The sequence below is a fragment of the Pseudomonas sp. genome, from assembly GCF_050739935.1.
Lineage (GTDB): Bacteria > Pseudomonadota > Gammaproteobacteria > Pseudomonadales > Pseudomonadaceae > Aquipseudomonas.
Map to the genome: position 1 here is coordinate 44,692 of NZ_JBOICF010000111.1, position 23,796 is coordinate 68,487.

A 23,796-nucleotide genomic window follows, 5' to 3' on the forward strand; every position below is an offset into this window, starting at 1 on the left:
CAGATGTTGCCTCACATTCTTACCGGCAAAATGCCATGTCTTTGATTCAAAAACGACAACCGCCTGTCCCCTGCGCGCAGATTGATCGGCGATTATTCTCGCGACGCACCAACATGCCGCGCGGAAACAACGTATGGCGAGGCATAAGCAAGAAATGGACCGATAGCATGAGGCCATCTAAATGGGCACAAGGACGAGAACGGTGCACAAACCATGCACAAAAGTGGGGCAAAACCACTCAGAGCACGTGACAAAACTGTCACCAGGGTGACGGGGTGCACCGGCTTTGCTGATGACGCTGAAGCGAAAACCCTAACCGATTGATCACACGCATAAAATTTTCAACGGGACGCTTGACACGTCCTCGATCTAAGCGAATAATGCGCGCCACTTGGCTACATAGCTCAGTTGGTTAGAGCATAGCATTCATAATGCTGGGGTCCGGGGTTCAAGTCCCTGTGTAGCCACCAAGTACCTGTTTACAGATGTCTTCATGAGTCTCTAAACAACCCCAAGAAGCCCGCATTGTGCGGGCTTTCTTGTTTCTGACTGTTTATATCTGTCCATACCTATATCTTCCCTCCGTGTATCCCGCTGTGTATCCTCGCGAAATAATTGAACCGAGGGGATACACGCCCAAATGAAGCGAACAGAGATAAAGCGCCGCCCGCTTTCCGACACCACCCTGTCTGGCCTAGAGCCTGATGTGAAGGAGTACCGGGAGCTGGACGGAAACAGCCTTTATTTCCGAGTGAAGCCGGATGGGCAGAAATCCTGGCAGCTCCGATACAAGAAGCCGGACGGCAAATGGTCCTGGCTTGGCTTGGGCGGTTACCCCGATGTCAGCGGATCACTCGCACGGCAGAAAGCTGCAGATCTGCGCTCAGACGCTGCCAGCGGTAAAAATCCGATCGTTACGAAGCAGGCCCGAAAAAAGGCTGAGGAAGCAAGTTCCGTTGAGACCTTCGAGCCGCTCGCCCGCGAGTGGTATAACTCGCGCCTCAGTAACTGGGACGCAGGCACGGCTAAACGCATCATTGGCGCCCTGGAGCGTCACGTGTTCCCTGTCTTCGGCAAACGCCAGTACGTGGATATCACTCCACTAGAATGGATGGAGTTTCTGCGCGGGATGGAGCAGCAAGGCATACTTGAGCAGATGAGCCGAGTTAGAGCCTACTGCCGTGATGCGTATGATCTGGCGCGAGTAACCGGTCGGGCAACGCACAATCCGCTCGATGGGCTTCAGAAATATCTTCAATCCGGCAAAGCCGAAAACTACGCTCATGTATCCCTTGAAGAACTCCCCGATCTGATTCGCGCGATAGCCGCATACCCGCACGCGCACGATGTGCGTCTGGGCCTGCGGTTGCTGAGCCTTTTCTCAGTGCGCCCGAGCGAGCTGCGCGAGGCGCGGTGGTCTGAGTTCGATTTCGTGAAGAAGGTGTGGACAATCCCGGTCGAGCGCAAGGGTCGGAAGAAAGGACTGGAGCACTTGGTCCCTCTCTCATCCCAGGCCATCGAAGCGCTGGAGGAACTGCGAAAGTACACCGGCAGCTATCCCCTGCTCTTCCCTGGTCGGAGCGATCACACCAAACCACGAAGCGACACCGTCTTTCTCATGGCGCTTAGGCGCATGGGCTACGAAGGTCGACAGACTGGCCACGGCTTCCGTCACATCGCATCAACGGTGCTCAACGAGAACGGTTTCGATGAAAACCATATCGAGGCCCAGCTATCGCACAAGAAACCGGGGGTTGCTGGCGTTTACAACAAAGCCCAGTACCTGGCCCAGCGCACGATCATGATGCAATGGTATGCCGATCATCTGGACAAGTTAGCAGCGGGCAATGTAGTAGCAATCAGGAGCGCTTGAAATGGATAACTTCGACGACTTTGATAACTTCGACGATTTGCCAGACCTTGGACATTGGAAGTCAGCTATGGAGTTCAGCGTGGAGCAAGCTGCACTTCTATTAGCAATGATTGATCCGTTCGATTATGAAAGCTTGCTCAAGGCAAAAGCTTCTAGAGTACCGCGATGGAAGAATGCGGCGGGCCATGCTATTGGAATTGTTTCAGCTATTCGCCAAGGCTTGATATCTCCAGTTGTTTGTAAGGGATTCAAACTAGAAGAAATGAGCGACTGGAACGGCAACAAATTCATGGAGCGCGTGCTGCAGACAGTTCGAGCGTCGGATCGTGATGCCGAGATAAGCATGCCGGATACCATCATCACGCGAGCTTCGCTTATTGCCTGGATCGAGAGCGAGAAGGTTCAGTTCACAAAGCCTCCAAAACCCATCACTAAAACCGTAGCCGTGCAAACCATCGCCAAGGTGATTGAGTCAGCCGCGCCACAACCAGCTCCACTAGCCTTGCCCTTATACAGTCACTCGTCAGAAGGTTTGGATCTGGTACAGGAGACCATCAAGCACTTCTGGGCAACCTATGACGAGGACGACATTAGCACCGCACCATCAAAGGAAGACATCCTCAAATTTCTAACAAGCAAGGGAGCATCCGGTCGTATGTCGGAGGCAGTTGATCTCATCCTACGGCCATTCAACCTACGGACTGCACATCTTAGAAATCGCAAAGCGCCCACCCGAGAAAACGAGTAAAACCGGGGGTTCCAGCCATGGTGCCCACCCGACAGAGTGGCTTGGGCGGGCAATATAGCCCGCCGTCGTGTGCCATGCACTGCACACCCAAGCAGGGTTGATTACCAACCGTCACCCACTGCCAACCTGCTTCCCGTCTTCATCCACATCGGGAAACAGATATGAGCAACATCATCCACGTAACTCCGGCCAGCGCTGACGCGCGCTCTACTTATGACCCGGCCACCACCATCATCCGAATGGACGAGCTGGAGGCCATCACCGGCATTAAGCGCCCTACCGTCTATAAGCGCCTCAAGGACGATCCAACATTCCCCAAGCCGGTGCCGCTGAGCAACAGCAAATCGCGCGGCGCTCCTGTGGGCTGGGTTCTGGCAGAGGTTCAGGCCTGGGTTCGCCAGCGAATTGCTCTGCGTGAGGTGGCCGCATAATGGACAAAAAAAAGGCCAACCATAAGGCCAGCCGCAAAGAATTTCCCCTTCAGAATACCAGCATCAATGCTCAACTGGCACGGCTCGTTGAGCGCCTACGCGCTGGCCAGTCTGACACCTTCACCATCACCCGCGAGCTGAACATATGCCGCCCCGGCGCCCGCATTTGCGACCTACGTAATCGCGGCTTCAAGATCCTGACGAACTTGGTCAGCCTCACTGATGAGTGGGGCCGTACTCACCCCCGTGTTGCTATGTACACCCTGATCGCCGAGCCTGGCGCGGAGGTAGCAGCATGACAGCAAAGATCATCCGCATGGACTTCGAAGGCCAGCCCGTAGCGTTCAACGCTGAAGGCTGGATCAATGCCACTGAGATAGCCGAGCGGTTCGGCAAGCGTCTTGACCACTGGCTGGAGAACAAAGACACCTTCGAGTACATCAAGGCCTTGGACGAGCTCATCACCGGGCAGGAATCGGCAATCGTAAATACCCGGGATTCCGGGTATTTGAAAACACGTCGTGGCAATGCTGGCGGCACCTGGGTTCATCCAAAGCTGGCCGTCATCTTTGCTCGCTGGTGCAAACCGAGGTTTGCCGTCTGGTGCGACATGCGAATCGACGAGCTGATCCGAGGCGAACTAAACACCAAGGCCATCGCCCGTCGTCAGGCGGCCGTGGGCTATCGCTGTCTGTGCGATGCGTTGTCGATCACCCGCGAGTCAGCGGGCAAGTCTCCAAAGCCTCACGTTTTCATGAACGAGGCCCGTCTCATCAACGAGGTGATCACCGGCAATTTCTCCGGGCGCGATCGCGACCAACTGAGCCAGGCTGAGCTGGAACTGATCATGCTGGTGGAAGGCCGAGACGTGTTGTTGATTGGCCAGGGCAAAGATTACGCGTCTCGCCGGACCGAGCTGAACGCCTATGTCCAGCAGTTACGGGCTAAAAGCTTGGGGAGGGTGGCGTAATGGTGGCGACATCTCTAAAGAACCCCGACCAGTGGCCGATATATGTGGTTGCAAGCAATCGTTCTCTCGGTTACCTTGCCGCTGTCGTTGTAAATCCAACGACCGGGCGTAGGAACCCGAAGAAATCAAGGCGCACAGGCGCCCCATCACGATTGCAGGCGCTTTTTTTGTGCCCGCTATCCAGTGTTATGGCGGCCGTGCGTGGGCAAGCTTCGGCTTGGTCGGATTCCTTGATTTCCGATATTCCTACCCCGCGCACGGCTGCCACCCAATCCCGTAGGAAGGATCGTGGCAGCTTCTCTAATCAAGGAGCTCGACCAATGACCAGCATCATTCCGTCCAAAATCCGCGCATACGCTCATCGCCGCATGGCCCTGAGTGCTCTCCGCGCAAACTCATCCCTCTCCGTTCGCTTGAAGCGCTTCAACCATCACATGAGCATCGTCCGCGCCCTGGAAGCGCAAGGCGGTGCGGCATGAGCGCGAAACTCAAAACCCTCTTGGAAATAGCCGACGGCTCTTTCAATCAGTTGGATGCGTGTCGCGAAACATTGCGGCAGTTGGAGTCGCTTCTATGGACCTTGAAAACCGAACTGGGCGAATCCCGGATCGGGCGCCTTGCAGCGATCGGCGCATACGTCGCGCTGGATCGCGGCGACCTCGTCGAAGCTGATCTTGGCCACTGGCGTGAGCAACTGGAAGCTTTGGAGGTGTCGGAATGAGCCGCCTTAGTGTCCTCGCCAATCGCCTCGAAAGTGGCGTGTTGGTGATCAACCGTATCTCCAAGATTTTGACCGACAACCTGTCCAGGGAGGGAAGCCGCCCAGAACCACAACTGGACATTCTTGATTCCGATGCGCTGTTGCGTGCCGTGGAGCTGATCAGCACTCAGGCTTACGACGACTTCTGCGAACTGATGAACGACTACCTACCGGCGGCAGGGGAGGATGCGCAATGAATCTGCACGCCCAACAAGATGCGGTGGTCGAGCTGCTCGCCGAGCTTCGCGAGACCCTGCTCGTTTTGGCCTTTGCCTCAGCCGTCATCGCTAGCCCCAGCACAAACCCAGTGAAGGCGCGGATCGTCGCAACGATGTCGCAGTACACCGCAATGGTCTGGGCCGATCTTCTGACTGCGGAAAATTCCGTAATTGGGGGTGAGCAATGAGCGCGAAAGTCAAAACTCCAACGATGGGAGAAACGGCTGAGCAGGCCTCGTTCCAACTGGCGTGCGCTAAGTCTTTCGCCGACTGGATTGCCTCAGTTGTCCACGCCATTCAGCTCGATATAAAGCACAACAAAGGGCACAACGCCGCCGGCTTGATCGAACTTGCGCAGTATCTGGCAGATAGGAATCAAGCCGATATCGGCCATGCCTGCGCCGAAGTCGACGCGGCAATCGAAGCTGCCGGAGGTGCGCAATGAGCCGCAACTTGTTCGACATCGCTTCCACCGGCCTTGAAGACTTGTATGAAGTGCAAGACGCATTTAGCAACCTTCAAGCGATCTTTGAAGTCATGGTGAAAGCCTTTCCGGCTGACAGCACAACAGCAGCTCTTGGTGAGCTTGGGCTGCTTGAAATTGAGGCCTGGGCAAACAAGGTCTGCCAGTGGTCTGAATGTATGGATAACGAACTGGATGGTTTTCCTGACGAGGCGAAAGCGTATCAAGCGAAACATCTGTGTCGCGAGGCACTGCGCGCTGGAGGTGCGGCATGACCAATCTAGTCAGCTTGCTACTGGCGGAGCGTGCGCACAGCGCTATCTGGGGAGCGGCGCTCAACGAGATGCGCATCAAACGCGATCTGCCGCCACGGATCGCCTCGCGAGACGTGGGTACTGCCGCGGACGGCGATAGTCACCACGCGGCGCAGTGTGCGACCAATATGGCCATCTTCGGTATCCCGTTAGTTCTGCCTGGCGATTCTATTTCAATCGTTCAACACGATAGGCAGACAGTGATCGATGTGATTGAGGCCGAACGCACTTTCGCCATTCGTTGGTGGACGGCGCTCAACGACTTGCGCCGCAACGACCAAATGCCAGGTTGGGTATTGAATCTGTCAGTCGGGCATGAGCCTGACATGGATCAGTGGCGTGAGAAGACCAGCGCAGTGAACTTTGCTTTGTTCGATACCGATTACGTACGCGAGTCGACGACAACCGCGAGAGCCGCAGCGCCTCGGCTCAAGGAGATGCTGACTTAAAGAACGAAAGTTTCGTAGTTAGCCAAATCTGGCCAAGCACTAGTTCGACACAGAGGTTTAACGTCATGAAATTAAAAACGGAGCACTTGCTCCGGCGAGTTCGGCTTGCTCCGAGAAAGCCAAAACACTGTATTTCGTCAGTCATCCGAAGTGCGAAAAGCCCTTGCTCGGGCCATTTCTAACTGCCGCTGACGCGGAGTGCGGACGGCAGGTGATGCGCAGCCAGGACGCCACAGTTACATCGAGCCAGACCGAGGTCGATCACATCACCTGGTGGCACGCCAAGAACAATGGCGACGTCGTCCGCACCTTCGCCGGAGGTACAAGCAATGAGTAAAACAAAACCTGCTCGTCGTATCGCGATCCATGAGGCCGGTCATGCGCTGGCGTATTGGTGGAACGGTCAAGGCATTTACACCGCCACCGCTCGTACCGTTGTTGAGATGCGCGCCGGGCCAATGCTTAGCCGCAAAGGCTATCCGATGGATGTGGCTGGTGTGGTGGAGGCTGCTGACTTCATTAACCCATCGGTATGGACGCAGGAAGAGGCAGCGTCACACTCCATGTTTACCGAGATGGTGGAGCGCGACCTACTTCACTGTTATGCCGGTCCGATGGCCGAGGCTACTTACCGCCGCGCCAAATTCGGAAATGTCCTTATGGCATCGGGTGAAGCTGACTTGGCTCAGGTCGACGCACTGCTCGATCTACTACCACTTGAGACACGGGACGCCATAGACGACCGTGCGTTGTTTCGATCTGGTCGATTGGTCCGCCGCTACTGGGCGGCGATTACCGTAATCGGTGATTTGCTTCAGGAGCACGGCACTGTTGACGGGGAGGATCTGACAGCCACGATATCTTCGTTCACCGGCGAGACTCCTGGATTCCGTGAAAACTAGTTGTCCAGCCTGGATCAGCGAGGTTCTCGCCATGGGTGATGTGATCCAGCTCGACCCGTTTACCAGCGTCATCCGTGACGACGTGCCGGCGCACATCGATACATACGGCCAGATGATGCTGATTGTCGCCTTCAGCGCTCTCGCGAAGCTACGTGACAGCGCCTCCAACGACCACAGCCGCAAACATGTCGACGCCATCGTTAAGCAGCTCGGCGCGCTTCTGTCGCGGTATGAGCCGGATGGCGTGGCATGAGTGCCCGGTTCGTAGCCCTCAGTGGTCGAGCATTCTGAATGGGAAAGAAGAGCCACCTGCCGTTCGATAAAGCCGGAGGGGTCGTCGCCATACAGCGTCGAATGCTGTCCTCGTCAGCTTATCTCGGTCTGTCTGCCCAGGCGAAGGTGCTCATGACGCTCATGCAGCGTCACTGGACACCAGCAGGGCCAGTTGGCTTTGGGGTAAGGCAGGCTCAGGCAGAGATTCCATGCTCAAGGACTATCGCGCTGCGAATCTTTGAGGAGTTGGCGGAGGGTGGATTCATCGTGCTGGTCGACGAAAGCCTTTTCTGCTCAAGAGCTCAATCCAAGACCCGAACCTGGCGACTCACTTGGCTGCCGTGCTGGAACCAAAAGGCTCCAACTAACGACTGGGAACGATCCCGAATTTCGATTTCTACCGGTCCATAAATGGTACCTGTGACCATGCCACAGGTACTAAATATGGACCATATGAGCCCTATAACGTGTCCACAGGTACCATTTTTAGTACCTGTGGAGGGTGTTTTCACATGCCACAGGTACCAAATATGGACCACTCCTACTTAAACCATACCCATACCCTTTCTACCAACCTGATCAAGAGCGCTCGGGGAGTCAGAACATGATCCCGAAACTAGTCACTGCCCTTTACGCCATTTTGACCAAGCCCAATGCCAGCGCAGGCTCTCAACTGATCGCATCTCGCCGGATCTGTCGCGCGTGGACTTCAGTGCGCAACGAAATCGGCCACCAGCGGCGCGGCTACCAACGGGCAGCGGAAAAAATGCGCCGGTCACCGCCCTATGCAATGTCGGACTTGGAGTTGCTTGAGGACTTTGCATATAGCTATCGCAAGGAGGAGATGGACGAAGCCCAGGCATCGTTGGTGAGATTCGGCTACGCCATGGCCAACGATGGGAGTGGTGTTGCGGCATCCCTGGGCTTCGATCGACTGTGCGACATCCTCAACGTGAATCCGGTTGAGCGAGCCGCAATTCATCCGCTCCGTCGCAAGACGCTACGAAACCTGATCTTTGATGCGCGCGTCGAGGACAGTGCTGACATCAAAAATATCTACTGGGCATCTGGCGGGCCGCTCTGCGAGGCGTTCTACGCAGCGTATTGCGATGAGCTTCTGCAGAAGACTCTCAGAGGTATGCAATATCAACAGACGCCACCCCAAGCGTCTCAGGCGGCACCTAGTACCGGGGAGGCTGGCCCTCTGTCCGTCTATTCCGCCGCCTTGGTAATGATCCACTAATCACCCCTCAGACTCGGAGCTTGACCATGACGCAACAGACTCACCGGAAACGACCAGCAACAAAGAGCTGCCTCTCGCACAGCTAACCCCGCAGATGAAGGCGGGTACGTTCATCAGCGTCATCAAACCCTACACCGACCGAAGCGGCCAAGAGATTATCGAGGATGTGAAGCACCAGATCGGGTTGGTGCTGGGCGGGGATCTGACTCGGCCGCAGGCAATGCTGGCCGGGCACGCTGAAGCGCTGGATGCGCTGTTCTACAACCTGCTCTCACAAGCGCAGCGGTCGAAAGATCCCGAGGTGGTAGGGGCATTCCTCAGCGCTGCCGTGAAAGCTCAAGAGGGCTGTCGGTCGGCGGCAGAAGGCCTGGCAACAATCAAGCAACTGACCAGCACCAGCCAGTAGCAATCTAGTTTGGTGGTTTTCCCCATCCTTGATTGGGGTTTTTCCGCAACCTGTCAGAGCTGGGCATCTGAGCTGACGGGGGATTGGTCGCATAAGCGCAACAGGGGGTTACACGTGCCAACACTGCAACAGGGGGTTACAGCAGATCAGCGCCAGCAAGTCATCGATCTGAGGCGTCGTCATTCGCTCAGGGAGGTAGCCAAGGCGACAGGCCTGAAGGTCGGAACCGTCAAAGCGATCGTGTCCAGATCTGGAGCGTTTCGTGATAACGAGGCCCATCGCGCGATGTTCACCCTGCCGCCGATCAAGATTAGCCAGCAGAAGCTTCCGGATGTTCAAGAGCTGCCACCGCAACAGAGGGTTACGGGAGACAAGGAGGTCGATGCTTTGCTCTGGCTGCGCAGCGTGATTGCCACGGGGCAAGCAGGGCCGATCGCCACAGCACTGGAAGCGGCGAAGAGGATCACGACACCGCTGAAAGCGCTGGAGGATCGGTACACCGACTTTCTGAGGATCAACAACCCGGGAAACCCGTTCGCTACGTTTGCATCGATTGGGTTCTCCGATCTGGAGCGGTTGGCTGAACGATCGATGACGGAGCACCAGCGGCGGACGGAGGCCGTGGCGCGATTCGGCGGTGACATTTGGCTCGACACTGAGCCAGAAGGGTTCTGTATCGAGGCGTTGCGCGGGCTACCGAGAGAGGGACAGTTCGGCGGTTACGACAAGGCCCAGGCGAGCGAGCGTTTCAAAGATCATCCGGAACTGATGCCAAATACGCTGCCAGATTGCTTGCGCGAACTGGAGTATTGGAACCAGCTTTATCTGCTCCGCAACGCAGTTGATCGGGATGCCAGCGACGGCCCGGAGGAAGCCAGTGCCAGGGATTGGTTTGTGTTCGGCCTGTTGGCAGATATACGGCCTCGGGACAAGCAGGAGGCGCTGGCGGTGTTCCGGTATCTGATGGCCAGCGAGCGTGACGATATGGCGGAGAGTGAGGCGATTCTCTGCAACCTGATCAGCTAACGGGAGGCTCCCTCTAGTTACGTTTGAAGGTGCCTGTCATGATGGAGCCAGGCTCAATCGAGCGCCCTCCCATAGCCAACTGATCACACAAGGCAATCAAGTGAGCCAAGGAAATTTCTTTGCAGTCGGTGCCAATGAGTTTGCGAAGGCATGCGAACTCGGCATTCGTCCCGCCGTAGCGCTATTGGTCCTGGCGTGCGGCACACAGAAAGACAACGCCACTACGTCTTGGAGTGCCCAAGCCGTCTTTAACCATACAGGCATGGCGTGGAGGCGGGCGACAGAGGCGATAGACAAGCTTGTTGAAGCGAAACTGGTCTCTGTAATACGGGGAGGAAAAAAACCTCGGTACAAGCTTTCCAAGCCTTCCGAACTGAATTCTTTCATTTGGCTCCCTAGAGAAATTATCGAGGGAGCTGGCGCCGAAACACCGCCAGTGCGTCGTTTACGAGAGCGCGGCAACGCTCTCCTGTTCCAGAAATTCATTGAGCTGTATTCGATCCATGACCTAACTGCGGACGGTGGGCTACCCAGGACACTCGTTCGGGTTGACTACGAGCGGAAAATTCTTGGCCCCTGCGGCATTTTTGTCATGTATGGGTTTACTAAAAAGCCTGCTACGTCCAACGCGATAGGCCCGTTAAGCACTCTTCATCAGATGGAGGATGAAGATAAAAACAGAGGTGCGTGGGTTGTTCTCAAGCCGCTTCAAGAAATGGGGCTGCTTGAAACTGTGGATTACATGGCCGAAACCAGCGACTACGAATCCGAATTTCTGTATCAGGTAAACGACGAGACGTGTGCCGCAATGATTGGTTTGTCTTGTCACCTGAACGAAAATGGTGGTCAGGGTTTCGCTCGAAGCCTCGACGCCTATCTCCCGGATGTTGGCCTCGCAATCCGCGATCTGAAGGACGCTACTATGATCGGGGTTTATCGGTTGAAATACAGACCGAAGACAGCCAAAACCACAGTCTGGTACGCCACCGAAAAGGCACAGACTGAAAAATTCGTAGCTGGCGTGCAGAAGCTGTGTGGCCTAGATGTTGATATCAAAGAGCTTCAAGGTATCTCAAAGCGAATCAATGGGTATCAATGAGCAGTAATGTTGATATCAAGGAATATCAAAGGGACGTAATGGCAGGTCGAATGAGCGCCATCCGACAACCGATTTAAGCAGGTGATGAGATGAAATCTTGGGAGCAAGCGTTCGCCGCTTTGGGCCAGCAACACAGCCAACAGCAGCGTATCAGGGCTAAGAATATTCAGACCCGTATGCTGGCAGGTGGGTGTATTTTGCTTCATTTTCCTAAACGCCCACCGCGCAATGGTGACTGATCACGGCGCAGTATTAGCCGCGCTTTACAGACCGTGCGCCACAAAACGCCAGATGCTCAAATCGTGGCGCGTGACGGTGCGTCGTGACGTTTCAAATGTGAGCCAAGATCATGACAGATCGAGGCCGATGATATGGTCCGATTCGGATCGTTTGGCCTGTTTCGTTGAGCGCGGTGATGACCGTGTTGATTTTCACACAGTGTGTCGAAATCAACACACTGTGGCGTTGTCCACACATTCGGGCGCGGTACCGAGAAAATCGGAACGACTCGCGATTCATCCACTGACCGCGCTTCAAACGGCAGCAGTGCCGAAGTCATCCGTATTCATGATGAATATCGTTGTTGGGGCTACGGCGGTCGAATCGTCCCACCGCGACCGAAATTTCCGACTCTGCTGAAATGCCCCCAGATCTGGGGCCAGTGAGATGTGAGCAGATGTGCTCACATCAGAGCACGTCTCTGAGGGTACTAAGCGTGAGGGAGCGTCACTGCAGGTTCGAAGCAAGGAAGCGCTCGACGTCATCTATCATCCCTTTGACGTCTCCAGCATTGAATTTTTCCGTGTCTCCGTGTGCGGCAGCGTTTCGGATGCCTGCCATCGCGGTTATGCGCTTCTGCTGGATCGAATTGTAAACCCCAGCTTTGGTTAGATCTGCGTTCATCTTATCCAGCTTTCCGTGCTCAATATCATGATCGGTGCAAAGGTTTCGGACGTTTGTTTCGAGAACGACGCCAGCAATGACTGCCGCTGCGGAAGCGTATCCAGCAGACAGCAGTTCTCCGGCTTGTTCGAGTTCGCTACCGAAAACCTCGGCCTGAACCAAGTTACGAACAGTATTCAGATATCCCCCCTCATAATCCTCTTTGGCGGCGAGGAATATGGCTTTGACGCGCTGGAGCTCTTCAAAACTGTTTGAGAACGATCTTGGCTTCTCCGCTTCAACGAACGTCTGCATGTGGTGGGATTCTTCACCGCAGACGTTGGAGATGAGCGATTTTGCCTTAACCTCCCAGCCCAACAGCGCGTTGGCATCGATGGACGGATATGAACCACTGAATTCGCTGTACTTCATAACCTTAGTGGATTCCAAGGTCGTAATTTGAGTCTCCAGCTCGGAGAATCTTTTTCCAAACAGCTTAGTCATCGTGAACTCCCTTTCTCGGCGGTAATTATTTGCGAGAGCTGATATTGCCCGGCAAGCGATCACGTTCGCAATCCTGTTAAAGCGGCCCCGTTCCAAATTTATGGGTCGATGATGGAGGCGTGAATATCGGACTTCCGCCATCTGCCCACGCTCAGATTGTTCTATAGCGCTACCGGCACTTCCCCAGGCAGGGCTTGGTATCGCCGCTTCAAACGGCGATACCAACGGACGTTCAACGTCCGTTGACGACGCGAGCAGGGCGCGTGGCCAAGCGTTAACGAACTGTGCCCAAGCGGTGGAAGGTCGTCAGTCAGCGACTTCACTAGCATCATGTAACCTTGCTCGGTGAAAAGCGTAACGTCCTCATGGGCCTTGGGGGAGAGTTCCAGAATTTTGTGCATACGAATTTCGTTCGCACAAACCTTGAGATAGTCCAGCCCTTGAATCAGGCGCTTCCGATTCTCATTGAAGTTGTGACGTGCCGTTTCCTCTGGACGCTCATGCACCCAGTCAATCATTGCGAAAGTGACAACTCGAGATTTCCCACCACCCCGATCCGGGGTAGTGCGAGATGGACCAAATCATCCCACCGAGACCGAAACGTCTCACTCGACAGAGCTGACGTCCCGCACTCATTGCGAAGCATTGGGCTTAAACGAGTGCCACCGGCCGGCTTTTAAGCGACGAGTCACGAGCGCCTTAAATTCAAATGGCGCTCTCGGCAGCTTTCGGGTGTGGCGCCTGCGGTTACAGGTAGCGCAGGCGGCGGCAATGTTTTCCCGGCGATTTGTACCACCATCGCATTGGGCTTGAAGATGCTCAGCCGTACATCGGAGCGAATGTGCCTGGCGAATCGTGATACCTAGGCTGCGAGCGAAGTCATCAGGTGATGACAGCCACATCTGATAGCCGCAGTAGTAGCAGCGATGGGCTTGGGCTTGGAATGCGTGAGAACGATTTTTTGCGACTGTACTGGCCATAGGCGCTCCTGTAATTGAACAGAAGCCGACTGCCAGTAACTGGACGGGTCGGCACCATCTCGCTCAGCGAAGATGGCCCAACGACTGCCCCTAAGGGTGCAGACACTTGAAAATTACCCCAGCGCGGGGGTATTTCGCAACTATCCGATACCCGCCCAACCCGCCCCAAACTAGAGGCGTGGACGATGTGAGCAAATTTGCTCACATCTAATTTCCTCCTCGAAACTACCCACGGCCTGTGTTGATATCTGTGAGTTTCGGTACCTATAACTTCACTGCCGAAAGCGATTCAATGAATTCAGCGATATTTTGCTGAACGGATCGATTCAATGCTTCTTTGGCGCGCACCAGCCCTGAGAACGCGTAGCCGCCTGAAACCGATCCCTCGGTATAGATCTCTTTCTCAAACAGCGTTTTGCCGGTGCGTCGACTCACGATTGAGTAGCGAGCTCTTGAAGGCGTGAGCATCGTGATGCCGCCTGCGGGCGGATCGAGCTGCAAGATCTTCACGAAAATGTTGACCTTCTCATCGGCGTCATCAGTAAAAATCCCAGCCTTGTTGATCGCTTCCGTCAAAGATTTTTCCCACAAAACTGGGAAGCCCTCTCCGTAAGTTGGGATCTCACCCTTGATCTCGTTTGGAAGGCCGTATGAGATAGATACAGCCCTGAGATCGAAAGCCTGTTTCGCTTTGGCTTGCTGGACATTGGGAACTGAAAAATTGGTAGGTGGAGCGGATACGCACCCAGTCATGAGCGCACCAAGCGCGAGGAGAATTACCATCTTTTTAAACATTTGGATTTCCCTATCTGAATGGCGGCGTTATGCCACCGGCGTAGCGTTATACAACGTTGATTCCTTGGAGCCAAACTTTGAGAGCCGGTTAGCTTCCGGTGGGGTCGCTAGGGCAAGTAGCGCACTAGAAGCCCAGTCGATTAGCTCCGGGTTTTACAAACTTCTCGCAAAAGGGCATCCGTCAATCGCCAAGCCCTTTCTCTGTGGCATATCGGGGAAGGGATGGTGATGTTGGCCATACCTAGCGGTGTCGAAACTACCAATATCGATCGACTCGACTGATCTTGATAGCTTCGAGCGCCGCGCGCCCACCGGAATACGTCCAAGTTTGGACGCATCCGTCCTCAATTTGAGGGCGAAGGTGAAACGTCCGAAATACCTGTTTTAAAGGATATGGCGACACTCCAGGAGATGGTCGACACCTTGTCTCCAGTGTCGGATTGGCAGGCGCTCACTTCACCCTGCTTAAGTCTAGAACCCACACAGGGGGCTCTGGCTCGACATTAGCTTTGGTCGAATCCTTGATTCCGAGGACTGCGGCCGCAGTCACACATGGCCAACCGTTGACCTTGATAGTGTGTCGAATTTTGTTGAGCTTGAGGTTCTCAATCTGCGCAGCCCTGCGGCTTGCACCCGTCAACTCGCAGACCTGCTCGTGGGTTAGAAAATCGATGTCTGCCATCTCATTGCCTCAGTTGGTGGCCCAAGGGTAGTTTCTGATTGTCGCAAGCTGATTCATGCCTAGCCTGAGCATTAGGTGGCGCCTCCAAGGATAGCGCGCTCACTGGCGCCGTCTCCCTTGAGGGGTGTCTGTTCAGGTGCGACAGCTTTACCGAGCAGTCCGCACAGCCCGATTCCCATCCGCCCTCGGTCACATATACCTAGGCCCATCACTTCACAAGGGGCCAACCATGTACGACATCACCAACAACCATTACGTCTGCTCTGCCGCTATGCCCGTGTGTGTTGGCGGACAGATCAAGCCTGCTCGGGAGTGGGCGCTGATCCACGGCATCAAGTGGCAAACACTCAAAATGCGCCGGTATCGCGGGCTTGGCTGGAATGAAGTTTTCGGTGTGGTTCGCAGAGGGCGCCCACCGGCCAAGCAAGTAGCCTGATCAGCCTCGGCCAGTTGTTGCATGGCGGGCGCCAGTCACATTTTCTAATTGTGACTGACGACCTTCCCACACGGAGCCAAACCAATGGCGAGCACCGACAACCCGGGCGACATGCAATCAACGCTTGATGCTTTGAGCGGAAAAAAGAAACAGACCTCTTTCGACCAAACCAACCTGCCTGCGCAGTATCAGACACAGAGCCTAGAGCAAGCTGCGCCAGGAGGCCCAATCGGGCGAGCCAGCCAGCAACTGCAAAGCACTCCCGCGGCGACAGGGCAGAGTCTGAGGGATGCTTACCAGCCTGGCACCAACGGTAAAAGCGCCATCTACTCCAGTGTTGGCGCTCATGGCGAGCCATCCTTCAGCAGCGCCCCTAATTCGCTTGAATCGCTGAGCCCCAGCTTTCAAGCCTCGAGTTCACAGACAGGCCAACCTCCAGCGCCTCAGCCTAATGGACTAGCGCAGGCGTGGAGCCCAACCGCGCAATCCGCCAGCCCAGCGCCGACATCGCTTGAAGATCTCGCTCCGGGTGGGCGACCGGCGCCCGCTGCGCCGAAGCCTGCTCCATCTCTTGCTGATGCCAACCTCAACGCAACGCCAGGACAGGCGCTCACCTCTCTTGATCAGATCATGCCCGGTACCGCCTCAGCGCCAGCGCAGCCGATTAGTCAGCCCGCCAGCCTGACTGATGCTCGTCCTGGTGGCCCAGTTACCGATCCAGCGGCATCGGCAACGCCGCCCTCGGCTTTGCTTCGCCTTGAAAGCGCGCGCGCTCAGCAGCCAGGTGGTTTAGCGGCTCAGCAAGCCTCTGACGCAGCTAAAGCCCAGGCGACCGTAAGTCAAAGCTCGCTTGCGGCCGCAAGCCTTGTCGCGCCTAAACAGACGTCACAGCCAGCACCGGTCGGAGTGCTGCCCACTGCGACATCGCCCAAATACCCTGTCGGCCAACAGGCGGTATCAATGGCCGCAAACCAACCAGCGCCCGCCCCCACGCAACCGGAAGCACCCACGCCAGCGCCTTCCGGCTATCAGCAGACCGGTGTGGGTACGGGCAGCAACCAGATAGCCATGAAAATTGGTGACGACGGCGTGCCCATGTTTACGAATGACGCCGCGGCTGTTGCGGGCGCCGCACCGGCAAACCAGAATCAGGCTAGAGGCTCGTCTCCATCAGATCTGAATCAGAGCTTCGCCTCATTGGGTTCTGCCAAAAATATGTATGACGGTATTGGTCAGTTCAGCCAAGCCGAGGCAGGCGATGCCCAATTGGCTATGGGGCGATGGCAGAAAGCTGCCGATCTGCGTAGCGCGTACCGGGCACAAGACCGCCTGGAGAAGGCTCAGGGCGAGAAATGGCAGGCCGATCACACAAACGTCGTTCACGACAGTAGTCGCCCAATCACCCAACGAGAGTTAAAAACTGACGCTGAATACGCGGGAATGAAAGATCGTGCCGCGAGAAACGTCGACCTAGCTCAGGGCTATTTGAGTAATCAGCAGGCTAACCAGCAAACGGGCATGCAATTACGACAGGCTCAGCGGCTTGAGGATGCGTTGATGATGGCCACTGCGCCAAACGCAACTGCGGAGCAGAAACAGGCCTATCAAACCCTGACCGACCCGACCAATGAGAAAGGTCTCGCTCGACAGCTCACTCAGGCCAAGATCAACGAAGCGAATGCTTCAGCAGACAAACAGCGCAACTCCATCAACAAGGCGGGAAACCTCCCCGTCGGCCTTCAGAAGCTTGAAGATGGCGATATCGATGCGGTGAGCAATGTTCAAAGCATCAACACCCAAATGGGCAATATCCTCGGCCAGCTCGATAACGGCAGTCTTGTGCTCGGACCGCTTGAGAACCGAAAAAACGCAGCGCTGAATGCTGCTGGTCAAAGCAATCCGCAAAGCGTGAACTACGCATCGTTCATGTCGTCACTGGAAAAGATCCGTAACGACAGCCTCCGATTGAACAAGGGGCCACAGACTGAGGGTGATGCTGTTCGTGCCTGGAACGAACTGCTCGCCAACGTCAACGATCCCAAGGTCGTCAAGCAGCGTCTTGGAGAAATCCAGACTATGAACAACAAAGCAGCTCAGGTGCGACTGGGCATGATCAACAGCCGACGCAAAAATCAGGGCGTTGCTCCCCTGAACATCGAGGACATCCTAGGCGGTTCGCCGCAAGCGTCTCAGGCAGCTCAGCCTCAACAGTCAAGTGGTACGGCGGCTCCCGCACAGCAGGCGGGACAGGGGGCAGGTGCGCAAGCTCCGACAACTCCCCAGATCAAGAATGACGACGACTACAACAAACTGCCTTCCGGTACCCAGTTCATCGATCCTCAAGGCATGCATCGGAGGAAGCCATAATGGCTGCCTGGGAAAGCGCACCACTGATCGACCAGCCAAGCGCTGCGCCTGCAAATCTTAGTCAGCAGTCCGGAACTCAGCTGGCCTGGGCGTCGGCACCACTGATTGTTCAACAACCGTCAGCACAGAGCGCGCCATCTGAGCAGCCAGCCGATGGCGGGATTTTCAGCGACAGCAAAGGCAACGTCGGCGCGGGCACCGCCGCCATTCGCAGCGTTGGCGACATGCTGACGTCTGGGCACCAAGATGAAATTTTGGCGGGGCTTGATGCGGCAGTTCAGCCACTGATTCCAATTCCTGAAAATGGCTCGTCTGCCGACACCTGGCGCCAGCGCTATGACGAGAACGTTGCAAATCAGAGGGCACAACTCAAGACCGGGCAGGAACAGCACCCAGTAGCTTCAGCCATTGGTGGTGTAGCTGGTGCGATTTTGCCTGCGATTGCGACTATGGGGGCATCGCTGCCAGAGTCGGCCGCACTTGCTGCTGGCAAAGCCACGCTAGGTCGCACCGCTCTGAAAAGCGCGGGCATTGGCGCGGCTCAAGGAGCTGCTTACGGGTTTGGGTCGGGTGAAGGCGATGTGATCGACCGCTTGCCAGGTGCTGGCGAGGGAGCGCTGATCGGCGGTGCTGTGGGCGCAGTCGCTCCGGCTGCCATATCTGGCCTGGGTGCCGTGGTTCGCAAGGTAGTGCCACAGCGCCTGCTGCCAGGTCAGGCAGGCACCTCGGTGGCACAGGGAGCAGAGGATGAGATACAGGCCGCGGCTCAGGCTGGAACGCCTGCGGCGGGTTCGGCCGCTCCGCCAACCGGCCCAGTGGGCGCCGCTCTCGACACTAGCAAAAGTGCCGCCCAGCACGTTTACGACACCGTGAATGCCCCAGCCAAAAAACAGGATTTTGCTGTAGCTGATTTGGCCGACTACGTTGCGCCCCAAAAGGACGTAGTGGATGCAATGGCGCGACTCGGCATTCATAACCCGACGCCGGGTGAGATCACGGGCAATGCCGAGTTTCGGGGCCTTCAGGGCGCTCTCGCCGCTCAGCCGAGTACCCCCATCGCCGCCCAGGCAGCGATCAATCGCAAGCAACTGGCGAACGCAGCTGACGATCTGATCAACGAGTACGGCGGTTCTACCGACAAAGCTGCGTTCTCAATGGACTTCCACGACAAAAGTGTTGCCGCCATCGATGGTCTGCGTAAAGAGGCGTCGGGGCTATACGATCAGGTGTCGAGCGCGCTGCCAGAATCCACGCGCGCCGCAGCCGACGGTGCCTTGGCTCACATTCAGGCCAATCTCGCCAAAGTCGGCGGCGACGTTACGCTGCTGCCGGACTATCAGCAGCGAGCCTACAAAGTCCTGACGGCTGATCCCGACGTTGGAAAGCCGCTCCAGTCAGTTGCGGGGCTCAATCTTGCGGCGCGCCACGTGGACATGGCCAAGAGCGTGAGCCAGGCTGCCGACGACTTCGTGACACGTAATGGCGGTTCACTGGATAAAGCGCGCTTTTCGGATGACTTCAAACAGCAGGGGGTAGCTGCTCGCGACGCGCTTGAGGCCCAGTCCAACGGTCTGTATCAGCAGTTGAATCAGGCCATCCCCAAAACCACATCGGCACCTGCCAAATCGACAGTGGCCTATCTCGCGGGCAAGCTTGTCGAGCTCGGTGGCCGTGAAGAGCTGATGTCTCCGGCAGAGCGCATGACGCTAAATGCCCTGTCGCCCAGGCTCGAAAACGGCTCTGTCGTGGAGCCAACGTACACCGCGCTCGACACCGCGAGACGGCAAGTCGCTAACGGTTACAAGGGGCGGGGGATCTTCGCGGACAGCGACAGCCACGACCTTGACCGACTTTACGCAGTGCTGAGTCAGGATCAGCAGAGAGCAGTCGAGGCCGCTGGGCCTCAGTTCGGCGAAATGTTTTCACAGGCCAAAGGTTTGGTCGGTCAACGCAAGCAGCTTGAAGATGGCCTCAAAGCGACGCTGGGCAAGGATCTGTCAGGCTCGGTCGGCAACGCGGTGGGAGCGGCCGTTAAGAAGCTTTCGACCGGAGACTTTCAAGCCTTCGACCGAACGTTGGCCAACATCCTCGAAGGCATGAAGTCTCAGGCGGTTGTCACCGGTATTGGCGATGCGTTCTCGGGTGGCAAGGGTAGAGGTATGAACATTCCCGCGATGACTGATTGGTATCGGTCGCTGCAAGGCAATCCGGCAGCACTGGCGAGATTGGAGTCGCACCTTACACCTGATGCTGCTCAGCAGTTGCGGGATCTCAATACCAGCGCCAGCCATCTGAGAGGGTTGGCCGACGGGTCGATCCAGGACAATTCATTGCGCGTGCCGACCTTCAAGGTGCTGGATGACCTGCGCCGCTCGATCCAGGCAAGGGCGCACAGTGGCCATTTCGCTGATCCTGAAGACATTGAGCTTCAGAGGTTTCACGACGCCATTTTGAGTGACCAGCAGAAAGTAGCAGACGCTCATGGCGTAGGAGTTCCATTCGCCTCCGCGCGCTACATGGAGTTCAAAGGCAAAAATGCACAGGACAACCTGACCGACCTGCTTGGCCGCAAGCTCGAAAGCTCTATCACTTCAAAAATGAAGCCAGCTATCGAGCAGTTGCGCACCGGCAATACGGCCGCATTTGAAGCAATGATGCGCAAGATCCCCAAGGAACAGCAGCAGTCAGTTGCGATGACAGCTCTGAGCAGTGGTTTCACAAAAGGCTCGCGCACCTCAGAAGACGTAACGCCGAAGGGATTGGTTGACTGGTATGACGGTCTGCTCAAGAACAAGGCGGGGCTGGATCTGCTTTATAAGTACATGCCTGAAGGTGCGCAACAGCGGCTTGAGGACGTGGTGAAGTCTGCTCGGGCGATGGCTGCCGCTGACGCCGAGGTGAGGCGTACCGGCATTTCGAAAGATCCCTTCAAGGATCAGGACACTGCTGGGCAGCGCACGGTAATCGGCCGAGTGCTCGGGCTCGTAAAGCCAATCGCATTGGGTGAAGCCGCTGGGCACGTCACCGGCATTCCGGGTCTTGGGACCGCTGCCGCCCTGTACTCGGTCCTGCGCAAGCCTAAAACGCCGACTCTAGAAGCCGCCATGCAGCTTTTCGCAGGTCATAGGCTGCAGGACGCGATCAGGGCAATCACAAACTCGAACGGCGAGCTTCGTCCTAACGTGGTTGCCAGGCAGAAGCAGCTTGTTCGAACGATGGCGTATCGCAAGTGGGAGCAGAGCATGAGCAAATCTGCGCGGACACGAATCGCGACTGTTGGGCCTTTGGTGTACCTGACCGAGCCAGACCAATAACCATTGCTGGAGCGCCATGGATGGCACTACGATGGCTCATTAGTCAGGGGGGCGCCATGGACAGGGTAAAGATCAAGTTTGCATACAAGGCTGGGTTTAGAAGGCTTTGGCTGGTGTTGTCAGTGCTTTGGATTATCGGTTACGGCGGCTTAGTAATCGACTTCGGCAACAGAGTGCCTGACGCAAGCGGGCTAATGACCACGTTCATTCCCGTTGTCATGCTCTACTTACTCGGTGCGGCAACAGTCTGGGTCGTTGAAGGCTTTGCCCAGCCTGACAAATAAGAAATCACAAGGATGTGCCAATGGCTAGCCTCGTTTTGATATTGATCGGCATGCTGACCGCTGCCGTATCGAGTTTCGCCTTCGGCTCCGCGCAGCCGGTGGATATGCGCGATTATCTGTGCACAATTCAGCGGGTGACGTCCTCTCTTTACGCAGCCGGCGACCGGCATGAGCTCGATAAAAAGGTCTATGTCGGCAAGACGTTCACAGTCAACCGACTTACCGGCGCCATGAGTGGAGCGTTACGAAGCTCTCCAGTGGCGCAGCCTATAATTATTGATTACGGCTCGTCAGAAAATTCGTTCAAGGTCGTCACTGCGATGAATCCTCAGCAGAGCCCCGGACCTGGAACGTTTCTGGAGACGCTGGTGGTTTCCGAGTTTATCGAGTCAGCCCAGAAGCCATTTGTAGTGGCGTCCGGCGAGACCATATACCTAGGCGTCTGCGAGCACTTGTAAAGTGCGGCCTGCTTCGACAGTCACATTCCGTTCCAGTCACATAACTTCGGTCGCATCTGGATTACCCGAGATGGCCGACTATGCATGCCCTCACCTCTGATTATTCCTCAGTGGTCATTCCGCGCAGGCCGATCCGTAGCACGACCTGTGCGGGCGCGACGTTGATCACCCTTGATGGTGAGACCTTTCCTGCAGTTGTATGGGCAGCTCGGCGCGGTCTGAAGTGGCAGACCGTGAAGATGCGAAGGATGCGGGGCGCCGACTGGCATGAGGCGCTGAAGCCAGAACTGCGTAAAACCACATTCATGTCCCGCTGGCGTATGCACAACTAACCTATCCCACACGTACGGTGCTCAGCTTGCACCTGGAGATTCCAAACGTGAGCATCGCGGATACCACGAACGAACTTTTCTCTCTCGCACAACAGGCACTAGGTTACGCCTCGGGCAGTGCGGGACGAATCAACGTTTCGGCAAAGCCTACACTTAAGGAGACGCCTTTCTCCTACACAGTAGGCAACCTCAAGCTACAGGAGCCGCCTAAGTTCAGCGATTTGTTCGGCGGCACGGACAATGCGGCGGTGAACATAGCCAGCGTCAACGGCGATGTCGCGGCCTGGCTGGAAACCTACTTCCCTTCGATCAACGGCAGCTTCAAAGATGTACCCGAAGACTACCTAGTCAGCGTTATCGGTGGTGTGAAGCCATTTGGCGCAGAGCAGACGATCTTCGACTCGGTTTGGCAACAATCACAGAGTCGAGCTGAACGTACTGTCAGATCAGAGCGCGCTACCTTGTCTGCAGGGTTTTCATCACGTGGTTTTACGCTGCCCGCTGGCGCACTTCAGGCCATTGATGCCCAGTCCGAGATTCGCGTAGTTAACGCAGTGCTCGACGTCAATCGTGAGCAAGCGGTCAAGAATGCTGACATCCGGAATCAGATCCTGCAGCAGGCGGTGCAACTTTCTACCCAGTTGAAGCTGGGAATCCTGAATACGGCCGCCGATCTGTTCCGCGCCTACACCACCCTGTACCAGCTGGATTCGCAGTCCGCGCAGATCAAGGCATCAGCGTACCAAAGCTTTTACAGCGCGCTCTCCAGCTATCACAGCGTCGAAGTGAATATGGAGCAGTTGAAGCTTCGGGCCGCGGAAACGAAAGCTGGGGTGGACGGCGGAATTGATAAAAACCGGATTAGTAATTATGCGGCCAACTCCACCGGCAAGGCGCACGCCAAGGCGGCGAACGCCTTCGCCAGCATCGCGAATGGTGCTGCCGGTGCTGCTGGGACGCTCGAAGCCCACATCACCACGGGCAAGCCGGCGTAATGACGAAGAAGGCGGCCCCAGACTGGGAAGCGATCGAGCGGGCGTATCGGGCTGGCGCTGGGTCGCTGCGCGCGCTCGCTCAGGCGCACGGTACTAAAGAGGGCACAATCCGCAGTCGGGCCAAGACTCAAGGCTGGCAGCGAGACCTCACTGAGCAGGTGCGCACAGCCACCCGCCAGAAGATTTCACGCACAACTTCACGCAGTGATCGCTCGGAGCCGGATCTGCGTGAAGATGCCCAGGTGGTGGCAGATGTCTCCGACAAGCGCGCGGGCGTCGTCGTTGCTCAAATCGGTCGGTTGGAAGAATTTGGCGAGATTGCCAGCCGGCTCAGGCATTCGCTCAGAGAAACCGAAATCGTGCCCGACAACCAAGCCGAATTCGCTCGATCACTGAATGTCGCCGTTGACGCTGAGCTCAAGCTGATCAAGGCCGAGCGCCAGGCTTACGGGATTGACGATTCAAACCATGAGGAGCCGTATGAGGAGCGGTTGGCGCGGTTGATGGCGGATCACTGATCCGGGCAAGGTCGTTACGCCGCGGCCGTCGGCGCTGCCCAATCCAGCGCATCAGCCGCTACCTCGATCGCCAG

At 56.3% G+C, this 23,796-nt stretch carries 31 protein-coding genes and 1 tRNA gene; 26 read left to right on the forward strand and 6 right to left on the reverse strand.

Annotation, left to right across the window (positions count from 1 at the left end; genetic code table 11):
• Positions 1–393: 393 nt before the first annotated feature.
• From ACRER8_RS22130 to ACRER8_RS22220, 19 genes are all read left to right on the forward strand, one after another.
• Positions 394–470 (forward strand) — tRNA-Met (locus ACRER8_RS22130).
• 170 nt (positions 471–640) lie between these two features.
• Positions 641–1,873 (forward strand): tyrosine-type recombinase/integrase, encoded by a 1,233-nt coding sequence (locus ACRER8_RS22135; RefSeq protein WP_431748321.1) that lies wholly within the window; start codon positions 641–643, stop codon positions 1,871–1,873.
• 1 nt (position 1,874) lies between these two features.
• The gene (locus ACRER8_RS22140) at positions 1,875–2,621 is read left to right on the forward strand and encodes a hypothetical protein (protein WP_431748322.1); all 747 of its coding nucleotides are present in this window, start codon (positions 1,875–1,877) and stop codon (positions 2,619–2,621) included.
• Positions 2,622–2,782: 161 nt separating this feature from the next.
• A complete protein-coding gene (locus ACRER8_RS22145) occupies positions 2,783–3,052 on the forward strand; it encodes a helix-turn-helix transcriptional regulator (RefSeq protein ID WP_431748323.1) in 270 nt (89 codons plus the stop codon).
• On the forward strand, positions 3,052–3,351 hold the full coding sequence (locus ACRER8_RS22150) for a helix-turn-helix domain-containing protein (RefSeq protein WP_431748324.1): 300 nt from the start codon (positions 3,052–3,054) through the stop codon (positions 3,349–3,351). Before ACRER8_RS22145 ends, ACRER8_RS22150 begins: the two co-directional genes overlap by 1 nt.
• Positions 3,348–4,022 carry a KilA-N domain-containing protein gene (locus tag ACRER8_RS22155; RefSeq protein WP_431748325.1) on the forward strand — a complete coding sequence of 225 codons (675 nt, stop codon included), beginning with the start codon at positions 3,348–3,350 and terminating at the stop codon, positions 4,020–4,022. Before ACRER8_RS22150 ends, ACRER8_RS22155 begins: the two co-directional genes overlap by 4 nt.
• Positions 4,023–4,342: 320 nt before the next feature.
• Positions 4,343–4,501: a hypothetical protein gene (locus ACRER8_RS22160; RefSeq protein ID WP_431748326.1), complete on the forward strand. Its 159-nt coding sequence runs from the start codon at positions 4,343–4,345 to the stop codon at positions 4,499–4,501.
• A complete protein-coding gene (locus tag ACRER8_RS22165; RefSeq protein ID WP_431748327.1) occupies positions 4,498–4,743 on the forward strand; it encodes a hypothetical protein in 246 nt (81 codons plus the stop codon). Before ACRER8_RS22160 ends, ACRER8_RS22165 begins: the two co-directional genes overlap by 4 nt.
• Positions 4,740–4,979 (forward strand): hypothetical protein, encoded by a 240-nt coding sequence (locus tag ACRER8_RS22170; RefSeq protein ID WP_431748328.1) that lies wholly within the window; start codon positions 4,740–4,742, stop codon positions 4,977–4,979. The genes ACRER8_RS22165 and ACRER8_RS22170 overlap by 4 nt, the downstream gene beginning before the upstream one ends.
• The gene (locus ACRER8_RS22175; protein WP_431748329.1) at positions 4,976–5,188 is read left to right on the forward strand and encodes a hypothetical protein; all 213 of its coding nucleotides are present in this window, start codon (positions 4,976–4,978) and stop codon (positions 5,186–5,188) included. Before ACRER8_RS22170 ends, ACRER8_RS22175 begins: the two co-directional genes overlap by 4 nt.
• A complete protein-coding gene (locus ACRER8_RS22180; RefSeq protein WP_431748330.1) occupies positions 5,185–5,445 on the forward strand; it encodes a hypothetical protein in 261 nt (86 codons plus the stop codon). The genes ACRER8_RS22175 and ACRER8_RS22180 overlap by 4 nt, the downstream gene beginning before the upstream one ends.
• On the forward strand, positions 5,442–5,738 hold the full coding sequence (locus ACRER8_RS22185) for a hypothetical protein (protein WP_431748331.1): 297 nt from the start codon (positions 5,442–5,444) through the stop codon (positions 5,736–5,738). Before ACRER8_RS22180 ends, ACRER8_RS22185 begins: the two co-directional genes overlap by 4 nt.
• Positions 5,735–6,226: a hypothetical protein gene (locus tag ACRER8_RS22190; RefSeq protein ID WP_431748332.1), complete on the forward strand. Its 492-nt coding sequence runs from the start codon at positions 5,735–5,737 to the stop codon at positions 6,224–6,226. Before ACRER8_RS22185 ends, ACRER8_RS22190 begins: the two co-directional genes overlap by 4 nt.
• Before the next feature lie 329 nt (positions 6,227–6,555).
• Positions 6,556–7,128: a hypothetical protein gene (locus ACRER8_RS22195; RefSeq protein WP_431748333.1), complete on the forward strand. Its 573-nt coding sequence runs from the start codon at positions 6,556–6,558 to the stop codon at positions 7,126–7,128.
• Positions 7,129–7,159: 31 nt separating this feature from the next.
• Positions 7,160–7,381, forward strand: coding sequence for a hypothetical protein (locus ACRER8_RS22200; protein WP_431748334.1), 222 nt, complete (start codon positions 7,160–7,162; stop codon positions 7,379–7,381).
• Between the two features lie 624 nt (positions 7,382–8,005).
• Entirely contained in the window at positions 8,006–8,644 is a 639-nt protein-coding gene (locus ACRER8_RS22205; RefSeq protein ID WP_431748335.1) for a hypothetical protein, read from the forward strand.
• Between the two features lie 94 nt (positions 8,645–8,738).
• Positions 8,739–9,050: a hypothetical protein gene (locus ACRER8_RS22210; RefSeq protein ID WP_431748336.1), complete on the forward strand. Its 312-nt coding sequence runs from the start codon at positions 8,739–8,741 to the stop codon at positions 9,048–9,050.
• 114 nt (positions 9,051–9,164) lie between these two features.
• A complete protein-coding gene (locus tag ACRER8_RS22215; protein WP_431748337.1) occupies positions 9,165–10,076 on the forward strand; it encodes a hypothetical protein in 912 nt (303 codons plus the stop codon).
• Between the two features lie 100 nt (positions 10,077–10,176).
• Complete coding sequence (locus ACRER8_RS22220; RefSeq protein WP_431748338.1) at positions 10,177–11,175, forward strand: hypothetical protein; 999 nt, start codon at positions 10,177–10,179, stop codon at positions 11,173–11,175.
• A 726-nt stretch (positions 11,176–11,901) separates the two neighbouring features.
• Here ACRER8_RS22220 and ACRER8_RS22225 read toward each other — a convergent pair.
• The 5 genes from ACRER8_RS22225 to ACRER8_RS22245 form a co-directional block, all read right to left on the reverse strand.
• On the reverse strand, positions 11,902–12,561 hold the full coding sequence (locus ACRER8_RS22225) for a DUF4145 domain-containing protein (protein ID WP_431748339.1): 660 nt from the start codon (positions 12,559–12,561) through the stop codon (positions 11,902–11,904).
• Between the two features lie 161 nt (positions 12,562–12,722).
• Positions 12,723–13,079 (reverse strand): ORF6N domain-containing protein, encoded by a 357-nt coding sequence (locus tag ACRER8_RS22230; protein WP_431748340.1) that lies wholly within the window; start codon positions 13,077–13,079, stop codon positions 12,723–12,725.
• A gap of 114 nt (positions 13,080–13,193) precedes the next feature.
• Positions 13,194–13,541: an HNH endonuclease gene (locus ACRER8_RS22235; protein ID WP_431748341.1), complete on the reverse strand. Its 348-nt coding sequence runs from the start codon at positions 13,539–13,541 to the stop codon at positions 13,194–13,196.
• 264 nt (positions 13,542–13,805) lie between these two features.
• Entirely contained in the window at positions 13,806–14,336 is a 531-nt protein-coding gene (locus tag ACRER8_RS22240) for a UDP-N-acetylglucosamine acyltransferase (protein WP_431748342.1), read from the reverse strand.
• Positions 14,337–14,787: 451 nt separating this feature from the next.
• Positions 14,788–15,018, reverse strand: coding sequence for a DUF4224 domain-containing protein (locus ACRER8_RS22245; protein ID WP_431748343.1), 231 nt, complete (start codon positions 15,016–15,018; stop codon positions 14,788–14,790).
• A 229-nt stretch (positions 15,019–15,247) separates the two neighbouring features.
• Between ACRER8_RS22245 and ACRER8_RS22250 the strand changes: the two genes are divergently transcribed.
• Entirely contained in the window at positions 15,248–15,454 is a 207-nt protein-coding gene (locus ACRER8_RS22250) for a hypothetical protein (RefSeq protein ID WP_431748344.1), read from the forward strand.
• A 960-nt stretch (positions 15,455–16,414) separates the two neighbouring features.
• Positions 16,415–17,821, forward strand: coding sequence for a hypothetical protein (locus ACRER8_RS22255; RefSeq protein WP_431748345.1), 1,407 nt, complete (start codon positions 16,415–16,417; stop codon positions 17,819–17,821).
• A 500-nt stretch (positions 17,822–18,321) separates the two neighbouring features.
• Here the strand turns inward: ACRER8_RS22255 and ACRER8_RS22260 are convergent, their stop codons facing one another.
• Complete coding sequence (locus tag ACRER8_RS22260) at positions 18,322–18,795, reverse strand: hypothetical protein (protein WP_431748346.1); 474 nt, start codon at positions 18,793–18,795, stop codon at positions 18,322–18,324.
• A gap of 180 nt (positions 18,796–18,975) precedes the next feature.
• On the opposite strand from ACRER8_RS22260, the gene ACRER8_RS22265 reads away from it, so the two are divergent.
• The 5 genes from ACRER8_RS22265 (at position 18,976) to ACRER8_RS22285 (ending at position 23,722) form a co-directional block, all read left to right on the forward strand.
• On the forward strand, positions 18,976–21,135 hold the full coding sequence (locus ACRER8_RS22265; RefSeq protein ID WP_431748347.1) for a hypothetical protein: 2,160 nt from the start codon (positions 18,976–18,978) through the stop codon (positions 21,133–21,135).
• Between the two features lie 56 nt (positions 21,136–21,191).
• Entirely contained in the window at positions 21,192–21,419 is a 228-nt protein-coding gene (locus ACRER8_RS22270; protein WP_431748348.1) for a hypothetical protein, read from the forward strand.
• Between the two features lie 20 nt (positions 21,420–21,439).
• On the forward strand, positions 21,440–21,877 hold the full coding sequence (locus tag ACRER8_RS22275) for a hypothetical protein (RefSeq protein ID WP_431748349.1): 438 nt from the start codon (positions 21,440–21,442) through the stop codon (positions 21,875–21,877).
• 379 nt (positions 21,878–22,256) lie between these two features.
• Complete coding sequence (locus tag ACRER8_RS22280; protein WP_431748350.1) at positions 22,257–23,204, forward strand: hypothetical protein; 948 nt, start codon at positions 22,257–22,259, stop codon at positions 23,202–23,204.
• Positions 23,204–23,722: a hypothetical protein gene (locus tag ACRER8_RS22285; protein ID WP_431748351.1), complete on the forward strand. Its 519-nt coding sequence runs from the start codon at positions 23,204–23,206 to the stop codon at positions 23,720–23,722. The genes ACRER8_RS22280 and ACRER8_RS22285 overlap by 1 nt, the downstream gene beginning before the upstream one ends.
• The last annotated feature ends 74 nt before the right edge of the window (positions 23,723–23,796 follow it).

Bases quoted from the DNA above. Each gene is read 5' to 3' on its own strand.
- ACRER8_RS22210 (WP_431748336.1), top strand. From the start codon at position 8,739: ATGAAGGCGGGTACGTTCATCAGCGTCATCAAACCCTACACCGACCGA.
- ACRER8_RS22135 (WP_431748321.1), top strand. From the start codon at position 641: ATGAAGCGAACAGAGATAAAGCGCCGCCCGCTTTCCGACACCACCCTG.
- ACRER8_RS22260 (WP_431748346.1), bottom strand. From the start codon at position 18,795: ATGAATGCCGAGTCGCGCCATTGCATCCACTACGTCCTTTTGGGGCGC.
- ACRER8_RS22185 (WP_431748331.1), top strand. From the start codon at position 5,442: ATGAGCCGCAACTTGTTCGACATCGCTTCCACCGGCCTTGAAGACTTG.
- ACRER8_RS22200 (WP_431748334.1), top strand. From the start codon at position 7,160: ATGGGTGATGTGATCCAGCTCGACCCGTTTACCAGCGTCATCCGTGAC.
- ACRER8_RS22245 (WP_431748343.1), bottom strand. From the start codon at position 15,018: ATGGCAGACATCGATTTTCTAACCCACGAGCAGGTCTGCGAGTTGACG.
- ACRER8_RS22275 (WP_431748349.1), top strand. From the start codon at position 21,440: ATGGCTAGCCTCGTTTTGATATTGATCGGCATGCTGACCGCTGCCGTA.
- ACRER8_RS22270 (WP_431748348.1), top strand. From the start codon at position 21,192: ATGGACAGGGTAAAGATCAAGTTTGCATACAAGGCTGGGTTTAGAAGG.
- ACRER8_RS22255 (WP_431748345.1), top strand. From the start codon at position 16,415: ATGGCCGCAAACCAACCAGCGCCCGCCCCCACGCAACCGGAAGCACCC.
- ACRER8_RS22195 (WP_431748333.1), top strand. From the start codon at position 6,556: ATGAGTAAAACAAAACCTGCTCGTCGTATCGCGATCCATGAGGCCGGT.
- ACRER8_RS22225 (WP_431748339.1), bottom strand. From the start codon at position 12,561: ATGACTAAGCTGTTTGGAAAAAGATTCTCCGAGCTGGAGACTCAAATT.
- ACRER8_RS22150 (WP_431748324.1), top strand. From the start codon at position 3,052: ATGGACAAAAAAAAGGCCAACCATAAGGCCAGCCGCAAAGAATTTCCC.
- ACRER8_RS22175 (WP_431748329.1), top strand. From the start codon at position 4,976: ATGAATCTGCACGCCCAACAAGATGCGGTGGTCGAGCTGCTCGCCGAG.
- ACRER8_RS22250 (WP_431748344.1), top strand. From the start codon at position 15,248: ATGTACGACATCACCAACAACCATTACGTCTGCTCTGCCGCTATGCCC.
- ACRER8_RS22160 (WP_431748326.1), top strand. From the start codon at position 4,343: ATGACCAGCATCATTCCGTCCAAAATCCGCGCATACGCTCATCGCCGC.
- ACRER8_RS22165 (WP_431748327.1), top strand. From the start codon at position 4,498: ATGAGCGCGAAACTCAAAACCCTCTTGGAAATAGCCGACGGCTCTTTC.
- ACRER8_RS22145 (WP_431748323.1), top strand. From the start codon at position 2,783: ATGAGCAACATCATCCACGTAACTCCGGCCAGCGCTGACGCGCGCTCT.
- ACRER8_RS22170 (WP_431748328.1), top strand. From the start codon at position 4,740: ATGAGCCGCCTTAGTGTCCTCGCCAATCGCCTCGAAAGTGGCGTGTTG.
- ACRER8_RS22235 (WP_431748341.1), bottom strand. From the start codon at position 13,541: ATGGCCAGTACAGTCGCAAAAAATCGTTCTCACGCATTCCAAGCCCAA.
- ACRER8_RS22230 (WP_431748340.1), bottom strand. From the start codon at position 13,079: ATGATTGACTGGGTGCATGAGCGTCCAGAGGAAACGGCACGTCACAAC.
- ACRER8_RS22140 (WP_431748322.1), top strand. From the start codon at position 1,875: ATGGATAACTTCGACGACTTTGATAACTTCGACGATTTGCCAGACCTT.
- ACRER8_RS22205 (WP_431748335.1), top strand. From the start codon at position 8,006: ATGATCCCGAAACTAGTCACTGCCCTTTACGCCATTTTGACCAAGCCC.
- ACRER8_RS22265 (WP_431748347.1), top strand. From the start codon at position 18,976: ATGGACTTCCACGACAAAAGTGTTGCCGCCATCGATGGTCTGCGTAAA.
- ACRER8_RS22190 (WP_431748332.1), top strand. From the start codon at position 5,735: ATGACCAATCTAGTCAGCTTGCTACTGGCGGAGCGTGCGCACAGCGCT.
- ACRER8_RS22240 (WP_431748342.1), bottom strand. From the start codon at position 14,336: ATGTTTAAAAAGATGGTAATTCTCCTCGCGCTTGGTGCGCTCATGACT.
- ACRER8_RS22285 (WP_431748351.1), top strand. From the start codon at position 23,204: ATGACGAAGAAGGCGGCCCCAGACTGGGAAGCGATCGAGCGGGCGTAT.
- ACRER8_RS22155 (WP_431748325.1), top strand. From the start codon at position 3,348: ATGACAGCAAAGATCATCCGCATGGACTTCGAAGGCCAGCCCGTAGCG.
- ACRER8_RS22180 (WP_431748330.1), top strand. From the start codon at position 5,185: ATGAGCGCGAAAGTCAAAACTCCAACGATGGGAGAAACGGCTGAGCAG.